General features: G+C 35.2%; 9 protein-coding genes and 20 tRNA genes. All 29 read left to right on the top strand.

Annotation, left to right across the window (positions count from 1 at the left end; translation table 11 throughout):
• The first annotated feature begins 312 nt into the window (after positions 1-312).
• Positions 313-867 (top strand): hypothetical protein, encoded by a 555-nt coding sequence (locus Q0787_RS05515; protein WP_298901233.1) that lies wholly within the window; start codon positions 313-315, stop codon positions 865-867.
• Positions 868-895: 28 nt separating this feature from the next.
• Positions 896-1,453, top strand: a complete 558-nt coding sequence (locus Q0787_RS05510; RefSeq protein ID WP_298901232.1) for a metallophosphoesterase — start codon at positions 896-898, stop codon at positions 1,451-1,453.
• Between the two features lie 28 nt (positions 1,454-1,481).
• Positions 1,482-1,796 carry a hypothetical protein gene (locus Q0787_RS05505; protein ID WP_298901231.1) on the top strand — a complete coding sequence of 105 codons (315 nt, stop codon included), beginning with the start codon at positions 1,482-1,484 and terminating at the stop codon, positions 1,794-1,796.
• 710 nt (positions 1,797-2,506) lie between these two features.
• Positions 2,507-2,580: transfer RNA gene (locus tag Q0787_RS05500), tRNA-Lys, on the top strand.
• A 7-nt stretch (positions 2,581-2,587) separates the two neighbouring features.
• Positions 2,588-2,674: transfer RNA gene (locus tag Q0787_RS05495), tRNA-Ser, on the top strand.
• A 5-nt stretch (positions 2,675-2,679) separates the two neighbouring features.
• Positions 2,680-2,751 (top strand) — tRNA-Pro (locus tag Q0787_RS05490).
• Between the two features lie 127 nt (positions 2,752-2,878).
• Positions 2,879-2,965 (top strand) — tRNA-Ser (locus Q0787_RS05485).
• A gap of 9 nt (positions 2,966-2,974) precedes the next feature.
• Positions 2,975-3,047, top strand: a tRNA-Ala gene (locus Q0787_RS05480).
• Between the two features lie 6 nt (positions 3,048-3,053).
• Positions 3,054-3,125 (top strand) — tRNA-Asn (locus Q0787_RS05475).
• Positions 3,126-3,130: 5 nt separating this feature from the next.
• Positions 3,131-3,203, top strand: a tRNA-Cys gene (locus Q0787_RS05470).
• A 96-nt stretch (positions 3,204-3,299) separates the two neighbouring features.
• Positions 3,300-3,371, top strand: a tRNA-Gly gene (locus Q0787_RS05465).
• Between the two features lie 199 nt (positions 3,372-3,570).
• Positions 3,571-3,642, top strand: a tRNA-Asp gene (locus Q0787_RS05460).
• Between the two features lie 101 nt (positions 3,643-3,743).
• Positions 3,744-3,815, top strand: a tRNA-Glu gene (locus Q0787_RS05455).
• Positions 3,816-3,820: 5 nt separating this feature from the next.
• Positions 3,821-3,893 (top strand) — tRNA-Val (locus Q0787_RS05450).
• Between the two features lie 5 nt (positions 3,894-3,898).
• Positions 3,899-3,972 (top strand) — tRNA-Met (locus Q0787_RS05445).
• Positions 3,973-3,977: 5 nt separating this feature from the next.
• A tRNA-Leu gene (locus tag Q0787_RS05440) sits at positions 3,978-4,051 on the top strand.
• A gap of 5 nt (positions 4,052-4,056) precedes the next feature.
• Positions 4,057-4,130 (top strand) — tRNA-Leu (locus Q0787_RS05435).
• A gap of 5 nt (positions 4,131-4,135) precedes the next feature.
• Positions 4,136-4,207: transfer RNA gene (locus Q0787_RS05430), tRNA-Arg, on the top strand.
• Between the two features lie 5 nt (positions 4,208-4,212).
• Positions 4,213-4,283, top strand: a tRNA-Gln gene (locus Q0787_RS05425).
• A 5-nt stretch (positions 4,284-4,288) separates the two neighbouring features.
• Positions 4,289-4,361 (top strand) — tRNA-Ile (locus Q0787_RS05420).
• 9 nt (positions 4,362-4,370) lie between these two features.
• A tRNA-His gene (locus Q0787_RS05415) sits at positions 4,371-4,443 on the top strand.
• Between the two features lie 6 nt (positions 4,444-4,449).
• Positions 4,450-4,522, top strand: a tRNA-Phe gene (locus Q0787_RS05410).
• Positions 4,523-4,556: 34 nt separating this feature from the next.
• A complete protein-coding gene (locus tag Q0787_RS05405) occupies positions 4,557-5,042 on the top strand; it encodes a ribonuclease H-like YkuK family protein (protein ID WP_298901230.1) in 486 nt (161 codons plus the stop codon).
• Between the two features lie 114 nt (positions 5,043-5,156).
• Positions 5,157-5,669, top strand: a complete 513-nt coding sequence (locus Q0787_RS05400; RefSeq protein WP_298901229.1) for an alpha-ketoglutarate-dependent dioxygenase AlkB — start codon at positions 5,157-5,159, stop codon at positions 5,667-5,669.
• Positions 5,670-5,695: 26 nt separating this feature from the next.
• Positions 5,696-6,691 (top strand): RNA ligase family protein, encoded by a 996-nt coding sequence (locus Q0787_RS05395; RefSeq protein ID WP_298901227.1) that lies wholly within the window; start codon positions 5,696-5,698, stop codon positions 6,689-6,691.
• Between the two features lie 99 nt (positions 6,692-6,790).
• Positions 6,791-7,609, top strand: coding sequence for a RimK family alpha-L-glutamate ligase (locus Q0787_RS05390; RefSeq protein ID WP_298901226.1), 819 nt, complete (start codon positions 6,791-6,793; stop codon positions 7,607-7,609).
• Between the two features lie 29 nt (positions 7,610-7,638).
• Complete coding sequence (locus tag Q0787_RS05385; protein ID WP_298901225.1) at positions 7,639-8,364, top strand: ATP-grasp domain-containing protein; 726 nt, start codon at positions 7,639-7,641, stop codon at positions 8,362-8,364.
• 1,035 nt (positions 8,365-9,399) lie between these two features.
• A tRNA-Met gene (locus Q0787_RS05380) sits at positions 9,400-9,512 on the top strand.
• 299 nt (positions 9,513-9,811) lie between these two features.
• Entirely contained in the window at positions 9,812-11,644 is a 1,833-nt protein-coding gene (locus tag Q0787_RS05375; protein ID WP_298901224.1) for a hypothetical protein, read from the top strand.
• Positions 11,645-11,656 lie beyond the last annotated feature (12 nt).

The raw sequence follows: 11,656 nt of genomic DNA, 5'->3' as shown, positions 1-11,656 counted from the left end.
TATTTGCAACAGCGAATTAAACAATTCAGGCAAAAAATTAATATTAACTAAAACACGAAGCTATGTATTTATTCATACCTATTTCAGGAAATCCAGAGGGAAAAGCCCTTTCTGTGATGCTTCGAGCGTATAGTTAATATACATTTTCAAACACAATGAAAAATCCGAAGCACTTGTTTAACTGTTTCGGATTTTTTGTTTTCAGTCTATAGCAGATCTGCTAAACCTCCTCCAAACAGTTAAAATATAAGGCTCAAATTATGGGCTAAAGCGAATGTTTTCGCACCAAACAAATTATTAAAATAAAAAACAATGGACACGAATTTGTTAAGCAACTACGTGTTAAAAGCAATAGATGCATATCCATACGATTTAGAAGAAACGGTAGAAAATCTAAATTATGCTTTGTCTTATGAGAGCGATAACGCTTATGCATTATATCTCATGGGTCGTTTACAAGCAGAGCAACTTGGAGATTATGAAAAGGCCAAACACTACTTTGCAGAAGCGCTTGCTAGCAAGATGGATTTTGCAAAAGTATATCCAAAATACATTTTGGTTTTAATTTGGAATCATGATTTTGACGAAGCACAAAAACTAATTGATTTTGCAACTACTGTAAGGTCAATTCAAAAAGGAGAGCTTATGGTATTACAGGCTCAACTTTTTGAATGCCAAGGCGCATATAAAAAGGCATTAAAAACTTTTAAAAAATCGAAGTTGTTTGTTTACAACAACAGTTTTATTTCGTTCATAGATTCTGAAATAACGAGGGTCAAGAACAAAATAAAACCAAAGAAAAAGAAGACTTCAAAAAAGAAAAAAAAGAATAAAAAGAAGTCGAAAAAAAATAACAAAAATGATTAAATATCATTTGTAAAACATATTAGAAAACATGAATAAAACAAGAAACATATATTTCACTTCAGATCATCATTTTGGTCATGAGAATATTATAAAATTCACCAATCGTCCATTTGGTAGTGTAGAAGACATGGACCAGGAACTCATAAAACGCTGGAATAGCCGTGTAAATAAACATGATAAAGTCTATCATTTAGGCGATTTCGGACTCTGTAAAGCCGAGCGTATGCGGGACATTTTACAAGAATTAAACGGACATATCTTTTTAATTCGAGGCAATCATGAAGGTGCTGCTTTGGCAAACCCAAATAGATTTGAATGGATAAAAGATTATTTCGAACTCAATGTCAATGATTCCGATGCCCCAAATGGCAAGCAGAAAATCATGCTCTTGCACTATGCAATGCGAGTTTGGAGATCTAGTTTCAGAGGCACATGGCATCTTTATGGTCATTCACATGGTAGTTTACCCGACGATCCAACAATGAATAGTTTCGATGTTGGCGTAGATTGTCATGATTTTTATCCGATAAGTTATGAAGAAGTGAAGCAGATTATGAGTAAAAAAACGTGGGAGCCACCATTTTAAAAACGAGTAATATTAAAAATTAAGAGTTATGACACGTCAAGAATTAATGAAACGATTTCTTACAGGAACAGATAAGACTGGTCGTTTCATCGTGAGTTCTAAAGTTACAGGAATCACCTATTTTGTTGAACCTATAGATAGCGGAAAACCAAATAATCTTTGGGGAGATGTTGATCCAGCGACTAATAAGTTTACTGGAGACTATGGCAACAAAAGTATTGGAGCCGTTAAAGAACAAGACTCTTTAATCACCAAACAAAATGGGTTCGTAAACATTTTAACTTTCAAAGGAAGCCCCTTAGGCGAAATAGACAGGAGAGACAAAATGTACGCATCCAAATAATTAAAAAAATAATTTACTACGCAAAAACAATGCGTATTAACACATAATCTTTGCAGGGTAAATAATAATAGAATGGTAAAACAATTAATACATAAACAACCGATATCGCACTTTAGTGGATGCGATTATAGATGGATGGTCATTGAACTCAATCATCTTCGTGGGCGTTTCATGCATATTTTAAAGAGAGCATTGTGATTTAAACACAGTTAATATTAGAATAGCAAGCGCCCAACCTAAAAGTTGGGCGCTTTTTTTAATTTTTTTTAAAAGTAATTATCGAAAAGTAAAAAGACAAAAATAGACGCTTAAAACAGTGAAACAATTGGGAGACAGACTATTGTACAACATGTTGAATATTCGTTAAAAAACGGACAGGAATTTCTTTATCCAAAATGAACGTAACATATTGATTATCAATAAATTAAATTGAAATTTTTCTTGTGAAATTCAAAAATTGGTTTCATATTTGCAACATCAAAACAAACAAGATAATAATGCGAAATTATTTAAAACATATATATCAAGAAATGATCTGGCTGCTCGAACCGAAGCAGATGGAAGTCTTGCGTAGTGGCGGCGATGCCAGATCAATAGTATTTAATAGGAAGGTTATAGATCCATGAGTTGATGTATCTATAGATTTAAGAAAAGCACCTTCCTTAAAAAGAGGTGCTTTTTTTATGGTGTAAACCGAAATTAAATAATACTGACGCGTAGCTTAACTGGCTAAAGCACTCGACTTTTAATCGAGGTGATGTGAGTTCGACTCTCACTGCGTCAACAAACCAGGAAGGACAAGCCAATAGGCGGTGGCCACACTCTTGAAAAGTGTTCGGAGATTACGACTCGTGTGGGTTCGACTCCCACTCCTTCCGCAAAACTAGGAGAATAACAATGGCTGTTTACTCGCTTTGGAAGTGAGAGGTTGCAGGTTCGAATCCTGTCTCTTAGACAGGACGGAACGTTAAGAAAATGTCTAGTAGACATTTTTAGTGAACGTGCCAGATGGCGCATGGAAATGCACCATTAAAAACATGAGTATTTATAATAAAATTAAAAATGCTCTTGAAAAATATTTTGGAGGGTAGGCAAATATTGGTTTGTTGCGCTTGTCTGCTAAACAAGTCCGCAATATCGCGGTGAAGGTTCAATTCCTTTACTCTCCGCAACATAATGGGGTTATAGTTTAACAAGCCAAAACAGTGGATTTGCAATTCGCAGAATGGAGTGCAAGTCTCCGTAGCTCCACAAAATGATATCGTAGCTCAAAGGCAGAGCAGTTGGTTGTTAACCATCAGGTTATAGGTTCGAATCCTATCGGTATCGCAAAAGACAAGGTGGCTGAATGGCTAAGGCGTTGGTCTGCAACACCAATTTTTATGAGTTCGATCCTCATCCTTGTCTCAAAATACGGGAATGCGTCAACGTTGGAGAGTTGAGCCAGTCTGTAAAACTGGTGCTAAAGCTAAATAGGTTCGAATCCTATGATTCCTACAATAAGCATCTATGGTGTAATTGGCAACATAGTAGACTTCCAATCTATAGTTTCGAGTTCGAGTCTCGATAGATGCTCATAATTAATAACACACATCTATGGTGTAAGGGATAGCACTAAAGATTTAGCTCACCCATTTTTATTTTAAATGAAGGTGTTCGTGAATGCTGCGCATTTCTAATCTTTAGGTTCTTTGGTTCGAAACGCGAAGCGTTCATGAGTACATATTTATAACAATATGTATGATACGAACTAATCCTAGTAGATGTACAATATGGTTCATTGGGGTAATGGCTATCCTTCCCGACTGTCTCTCGGGAGACACGAGTTCGATTCTCGTATGAACCGCTAAACAACCGCGTTAAGGATTGAGGTATTGTTGAAGCTCCTCGCAGAGAGCGACTACCGAAAGCCTGCCCCTTTAGGGTAACGCCATAAAAGAAAAACATGCTCTATTAGCATAGTGGTTAGTGCAAACGGCTTTCTACCGGAAGACAAGGGTTCGATTCCCTTATAGAGTACAAATTGAGGTATAGCTCAGTGGTTAGAGCATCACGCTTACATCGTGAAAGTCATAGGTTCGAATCCTATTACCTCAACATATTGAGATGTAGCTTAATCTGGTAGAGCATCGCTCTCATAAGGCGAAGGATTCAGGTTCGATTCCTGACATCTCAACAACTGCAGGAATGGTGGAATTGGCATACACTCTTGTTTTAGAAACAAGATTTTGAGAGTTCGAGTCTCTCTTCCTGTACTTATGCTTCGCTGGCCAAACTGGAAAAGGCATCAGTTTTAAGCGCTGTGATTTCTTGGTTCGAATCCAAGGCGAAGTACAATTAGGTTTATGGTGTAATGGATAGCATGCAAGGTTTCGACCCTTGTGGTATGGGTTCGAATCCTATTAAACCTACAAATTAACTTGTGGTGTAACGGCAGCATGGAAGATTTTGAATCTTCCGGTACAGGTTCGAATCCTGTCAGGTTAACATATTCTGATATAGCTTAACTGGTAAAGTACAAACCTGATACGTTTGTGGATAAAGGTTCAAATCCTTTTATCAGAACTAAAATATGGTGGTTTTAGCTTATGTGGTAAAGTACCTCACTGTGAATGAGGAGAACAGAGTTCGAATCTCGGAATCACCCTAAAAAGGAACAATAGCAAAGTAGGTCTATGCGTCTGGTTGAAGCCCAGAAGATACTGGTTCAAATCCAGTTTGTTCCGCAGTAATTGTTATTAATTTAAACTATGAAGACCAATGAAAATCGTACAACAAAAATGGAGAAATTTTAGTGGGAAAATCTACAATCAACCTATTACAGAATTGATTGAAAGCGCCATTGTGAAAGAGCAAAATGCTGGATATCGCTTAAAGGTTTGTGTAGGTTCAGATTCTCAAGCCTATAAATCTCATATTGAGTATGCTACTGTTATTGTGGTTTTACGTGAAGGAAAAGGTGGATTCATGTTTATGAGAAATTACAAAGGCACAAAACACATTGGTATTAAAGAACGAATGCTCAAGGAAGTAACAATGTCTGTAGAAGTCGCTTATACTATTTGTGATATTCTAGATAAATACGATGTTGCTTTAGAGGTTCATGCCGATATCAATACAGATCCAAAATTTCAATCTAACGTAGCCCTAAAAGATGCTATGGGTTACATTCTTGGAATGGGCTTTGTTTTTAAAGCAAAACCACATGCTTTTGCAAGTTCATCTTGCGCAGATAAAGTGGTTTAAAATACTTCACTCTAGAATAGATTCCTATTCTTTTTATAAGGGATTCTGCTGGGTTTTAATTAGCCTAGAACCTGGCAGAACTCTTAAAATGAGATGAAGCCGTTTAATACAATCATGGAAGGAATAGTTTACATAGAAAACTTTTTAAGCAATCATGCTTTATTATTTGAAACCTTAATAAGTAATACCATATGGGATACGCGTATGGCTAATAGAAAAACAGCAAGTTTTGGTAGGCCTTACAATTACGCTCAGATGGAATATCTTTTTCAGGAATTCACAGAAGAACTAGAAGAAATTAGGGATTCTATTGAAGCATTAGTTGGTTATAGATCTAATAACTGCTTAATCAATTATTATGAAAATGGAAGTTCAAGAATGGGGTTTCATTCTGACCAGATAGATATACTTGAAGAAAACACAGGCGTAGCAATTATCTCTATTGGAGAAACAAGAACACTTTGCTTCAGAAATATCGAAGATAGAAGTATGACTGTAGACTTTAATCTTATACCTGGTTCATTGATTTACGTGAATAATGAGATCCAAAATATATGGCAACATGCCATAACAAAAGCTAATACTGAAAACGGAAGAATAAGTTTAACGTTTAGAAAATTAAAATAATTATTAACCCTTAAAACCATAAAATTATGATGTTTAAAAAATATAATTCAATCGAGAATGCATACCGCAAAGAATTTATTGAGCGTGTGGCTATAGCTACCGCAAACAGTAATGATTTTGTGGTGCAAGAAAAAGTACATGGTGCTAATTTTAGTCTAATCACCAACGGGAAGGATTTAAGGTCTGCAAAACGCACTAGTATTCTAGAAGATACTGATACGTTTTACAACCATGCTTCAATCAAGTCGCTATACTATGAAAAAATGTTAGCTCTCTTTGAAGCTGTAAAAATCAAATACCCAAATACAGAAAGTATAACTGTTTTTGGTGAGCTATTTGGCGGTAGCTATCCAGATGTAGAGCAAGTTAGAGGAGCATTTAAGGTTCAGAAAGGAGTGTTTTACGCACCTTATAATGAGTTCTATGCATTTGATATTATGATCAATCAGGAGTTTTATCTCAACGTCATTGAGGTTAATCAACTATTAGAAACCCACGGTTTCTTCTATGCAAAAACACTTTGCAGAGGAATACTAAAAGAGGTGCTGGATTATCCTAATGCCTTTGACAGTAAAATTCCTGAATGGTTAAAGCTACCCGAAATCTCAGATAATATCTGTGAAGGTGTAGTTATTAAACCTATAGAGCCACATTTTTTACCAAACGGAAGTCGTGTTATTATTAAAAATAAAAATGCGAAATGGAGCGAAAAAAGCAAAGCTAATTCAAAACATTCAGTACAGATTGAGTTGTCAAAAGAGGCACATATTTTACTGTCTGAATTAGAACGCTATGTCAACCCTAATCGTTTGGCAAATGTAATGAGTAAAGAAAGTAATTTGGATAGTATCCAAATTGGTAAACTTATTGGTTTGCTATCTAAAGATGCTTTTGAAGATTTCTTAAAAGCGTTTGAAATTCAATATAAAACTCTTGAGAAATCAGAACAAAAACGATTAACAAAACAGCTGAATCAATACTCGGCAAAGCTTGTAAGACAAGAATTATTGCAGTTGTATTAAAGATTAGTGGTTTTCGTAGAATTCAGTTAATCAAAAGAATAGTAATTAAACCTGAGCAGTACTTTGTTGAATACTGCTCAGGTTATAACAAGTAGTAGAATGAAAACAATATTAGTTATAAATGGAGAAACTTATTGGCAAGACTTTTTACCTGAGTTTAAAGTAGTACAAAAGTTTATTCAAAACACCTCATGGATATTAAAGAACAATAGGTTGTTTGTAGCCGATTCTGAAAGTGTCATTGAACCCGATGGGATTCTTTGGCGAGTAGGAGCTATTCGCCCATCGGAAATACAGACGACAGCTCTAAATTTAATAGAGTTAGCCGGTATTCCTTGCGTGAATTCGTCGGAAACCTTAAAAAAAGGTTTTGATAGATTGTCCATGCTTTTTATGATTAAAAAAATGGGGCTACCAATAATAGACTTTAACGTAGTTACGGCATCTTCGTATTTAAAAAACATAACGATGGAGTTTCCTTTTGTTGTTAAAGTTGGAAATTATCATGGAGGATATGGAAAGGTATTAATACAAAATGAGAGTCAATGGCAAGATATTAGAGATTTACTTTTTGTGTCTAAAACTTACGTTACTACAGAACCTTATATTAATTATAAAAGAGATATTAGATATATCATTATTAATGACAAAATCTGGGCAATGTCTAGAAAAGGAAAATATTGGAAAGCTAATATTGAGACAACTGACTTTACTGAAATAGAGCCTTTAAAAGGAATATCAAATAAGCTATTAATGCTACAAAAAGAACTTAAAGCAGATATTCTGGCTATTGATATTCTTGAGGACGAAAATGGAGAACTACACATTGTAGAGTATAACGATATTCCTGGGCTTTCAGGTTTTCGTAGCGAATTGAAAAACGAGTTGGCAAATTCATTAAGGAAGAAGCTTTCGTAGTTTTAATTATATGGTAATTAAAAAATAAAATGAGAACAAAATACATAGCATTATCGCCTATTTATAGCACAGATTCTAACTTAATAAATCAGGCAACATATAGTAGAGATTTAAAAAGTTTGCGTTGCATAAAATGGAATGTTCCTTTTAATGAGCGCAAAAACATAGTAGGTGTTTATGGTGAAGATTTTTTTACAACACATGTCGCACACCAATGTGGTTTCCATTTATCTAATGTAGAAGGAAATTGGTTGGCTCGTGTTCCTAATAAGTATTTAAAACGAACGGTAGTTCACCAAAGATTGAAAGATGTTTCAATAAATGAAAGTTTCATTAAACCAGTAGATACAAAATATTTTAAAGCTGGTGTGTACGAAACTAAAGAAGCTATTAATGGATATCATAGCTTAGATAAAGATCAATATGTATATACAAGTAATGTTGTAGAATGGGATTGTGAGGTTAGAACATTTGTTCTAAATAACACCATACAAACCTATTCAACATATCTTAAAAATGGACGCTATTTTATTGATTCTAATATTCCGAAAGACAAGGATGGTTTTGAAAAGTTTACACGTGCATTTTTAAATGACTCAAACGTAAAACTTCCAGAAGCCATTGTTGTAGACTTTGGATACATTAAAGATTTAGGATGGGCCATAATTGAAGCAAACCCTGTATATAGCTCAGGAATTTATGCTTGCGACCCAGAAAAAGTCCTAGATGTCATTATAAAAAGTTGTGAAAATTAAACTATTTTTTTACTACGCAAAATGATTGCGCAATAGGGTTAAACATTTGCAGTGTAATCATAAAGAAGTCTTGTTAGTTAGACTTTGGTAGTAGTGCTCCACCAGACCGAGGGATTCTGGTGGAGCTTAATAAAAAAGTTCATTGAAATAAAAATGAAGCTCAGATTAGAGCTTCAATCATAAAAAAATCATCATGCGTTAATCTCGATTATCGCTTGATAGGGCGGCTTATCGTCCTTAGATAAACTTGGCAACAAGGATAAATCTATTTACAGGCACTGTGAATGGAGACTGTTTTCTTTTGAAAATAGTACAGGTAAGCAAGCAACTAACACAAACCACTTTTTGCAAGGGGCAACCGCTGAAGTAAAAGAGGGTTTGTAGCCGACACTTGATAGGCTTGCGATGGAGACATCAATAGGAAAAGTTGTAGTAATAGGTTACGTATAGGTCATCCAACCGAACGGAGCGTATTGCAATATTAGAGTTACCCGATTGGAAACGGTTCGGTAGCTTAACATATCGTGTACTGGGAAGTACACAAGGAGAAGGTTGGTATTTTGTAGGCTAAAATCTACGAAGCCATTTTCGAAGCCCTTCTCCTAGGTCAAAAGATATAGTTCAATTATAGAACGCTGTTATTTCACATACAGAAGTTGGGTTTTTCCCATATCGTAAACGCAAAAGACTTCGAACATTGTAGCAGCTAGTAGTTGCCTAAACCCATTGCAATATATGGGGCGATGAAGGTCGCAAACCTTTGTCGTGCGGTGAACATTCTAGTAGGCCGCCTCAAGAGAGGACGCCTACGAATGGTGAGGGAGCCAACCCTCGTAATTGCAAAGCGTGGCAATAAGCCACTATGCAAGCCAAGTCTAAGTTGCCGAACAGCTACAATGTAAATAGGCATCAGACAAGTACATGACACTCTAAGCAATGAGAAGAATGTGGAAAACTAGAGAAGACGAAAGTTATAATTCTAGGAAAGCTTGTCTATAAGCGAAGGTATTCTCAGAACGCTTTTTTTAAAAAAATAGTCCAGTAGCTCAGAAGGTAGAGCAGCGAAAATACTTTTCGCTTTAGGCATAAAAAAGTTCCTGTAAAGATTCATAATCCGCGGGGCGTGGGTTCGAGTCCCACCTGGACTACATTAAAATTACTGACACAGAAAGTTCCTATAATATTCATCGGAGAAATTACTTTCCGTTAGTAAAAGACATAAGATGTTCCTATAATTAGCTGGTTCGAGTCCAGCGCCCGGAAGGGTCTTCTGGTTGTATCTACATCTCGTCTTAAAAGACAAATAGAGTTCCTATAAATTCACGACTTGTACCCATTGGGTGCAGGATAATTACTCTTCGTCTTTAAGAATAATAGGTAAAAGGTGTTCCTATTTCATTGACTTTTAATCAAATCCATACACCTCACTTATTTAAATATGAATACTATGAATACATTAAAATTATTTAACGCCGTATTAGCGAAAACATCAAACGACAAGCCATACATCTCAGATGAAGGCTATATTATAGCACCAAATGCACTTTGGGCAAAAGATAGAATCATGGCTTTTTTAAAAGCTGAAAAACTCAGTGGCAATGATCTAAATAAAACGTTCCACAAGTCGTGGCTTAAAATTAGAAATAGCTCAAGATATGAGTTATACATGGAGCAAATTAAGCACTATCTGTCAACCTATGGAAGTAACTTTCGAGATGACATTTATATTCCAGAAGAAATTTTAAGTATTCCAAATGTAAAGCTCAGCTATAAGATAATAAATGCCTATTCAATAGATGAGATGACTCAGAAATGCTTGAACATCTTAGCATCTGGTATGGCTTTAAAAGAAGACACAGTAGATGCCTTGATTACTGTTTTAGTAGATGAATTAGGATACACGTTTACTGGCAAAGAACACATTAGAAACAAAGAGGCCGTTGTAAAATTAGCCGAGTATTATGACATCTACCCTAGTAATCCTGTTGAATTTTTTAGGTATATCATTTATAGAGCTACAGACACCACCTTGTTAATCAAAAACGACGCATTAATTGAATTAATCAAAGACAGTTCATACAATCCAGCGCAAGCATTTAATACGTTTGGATTAGAAAAACTTGCGGAAATTTTTAACCGATTCAAACCTTTGTTTTTGGCATTCAAAAGTAAAGCTCCTAAAACGATCAACAAGATTAGCAAGCTATCTAAAACGTATCACAAGCCTTTAATTTCTAATCCGTTAAACGATGTCACAAATGCATTAATAACAGATAACGATATTCACTGGTTAGATAACGCAACGCCTTTTGCTTTGTTTAAAGCATTGTCGGCATGCTACACCAGAAACCAAGGTCAAGATGCTTTTTTATACAGAATTAGAAATGGTAAATCTTGGGTCAAATCTAATACTGTTTCTACCGTAGTTAGAAAGAACATGCTTGTTAATCTTTTGAAGAAAAATAAAGCAGCTAAATATAAAGGAGTCGTTCCTGAAAACACGGTGTTCAAGCAAAATTACGCGTTCTTGCTTAAGTATTTAAAACAACGTTTTGATTTATCAGGTAAGCGCTTATTTTTTCCTGAGGACATTACTTATGCTTTACCAACATCAGAAAAAATGTATGTGGGAAATATTCCTACTGGGACGCGTTTCTATGGTAAAAAGTTAGCAGTCGGTATTTATTGGGAAGATGCTTGGGGAGCAAGAGACTTAGATTTATCAGGCTTAAACATTGCAGGTAAAGTAGGTTGGAATGCCGCATATAATCAACAACAAGGCAATCTTATGTATTCTGGAGATATAACCTCAGCACCTAATGGCGCCGTAGAATATTTATATGCTAACAAGGGATTAAATGTTCCTACTTTGATTCAAAACAATGTGTTTTCCGGAGCAGCCGATTGTGGCTACAAAATTATCGTCGGTAAAGGCGATTCTGTTTCTAAAGACTATATGATGAATCCAAACAAACTGTTTGCAGATATTAGATGTGAGTCTGTACAAAAGCAAACTATTTTAGGAATGTTAATTCCCAAAAAAGACAAACAGTGCTTTGTATTATTAAACTTTGGTGCAGGTCACACTAGAGTGTCTGGTAATTCTGAAGTATCAAATTTAGCAACCAAAGCTTTATATCAACAATGGAATGAATCTTTATCTTTTGATAGTTTAGTCAGAGCTTTAGGAGCTCAAATTACAGATTATAAAGACGAAGCCGATTTTGATTTCTCTTTGGAAAATTTAGAAAAAGATAGTTTTTTAAAACTTTTTAATTAGAACGAAGTTTCA

Source organism: uncultured Psychroserpens sp., assembly GCF_947492715.1.
Taxonomy (GTDB): domain Bacteria; phylum Bacteroidota; class Bacteroidia; order Flavobacteriales; family Flavobacteriaceae; genus Psychroserpens.
Note: the sequence above shows the minus strand (reverse complement) of the source record. Positions and strands in the feature narration are given on the sequence as shown.